The organism is Parafrankia sp. Ea1.12 (assembly GCF_900465275.1).
Classification (GTDB): Bacteria; Actinomycetota; Actinomycetes; order Frankiales; family Frankiaceae; genus Parafrankia; species Parafrankia soli.
This window is the reverse complement of record NZ_UBIZ01000697.1, coordinates 1-207: the sequence shown is the minus strand read 5'-3', so window position 1 is coordinate 207 and position 207 is coordinate 1. Positions and strand designations below refer to the sequence as shown.

Sequence of the window (207 nt, the reverse complement as noted above, 5' to 3'; positions counted from 1 at the left end):
GTCCCTCGATCTGCCCCAGCAGACCGCCACGCTGATCGAGCGGCTCGCGACCGAGAACCCGACGTGGGGCTACCAGCGAATCCAGGGCGAGCTCCTCAAACTCGGCCACCGGGTGAGCGCATCCACGATCCGCCGGGTCCTGAAGACCCTCAGGTTGCCACCGGCTCCGAAACGGCAGACCGACACGACATGGCGACAGTTCCTGCG

Annotated in this window: 1 protein-coding gene; it reads left to right on the top strand. The window is 67.1% G+C overall.

The window, feature by feature from the left end; genetic code table 11:
- Positions 1-10: 10 nt before the first annotated feature.
- On the top strand, positions 11-207 hold a 197-nt coding region (locus FMEAI12_RS35645), incomplete at its 3' end, for an IS3 family transposase (RefSeq protein ID WP_368672146.1).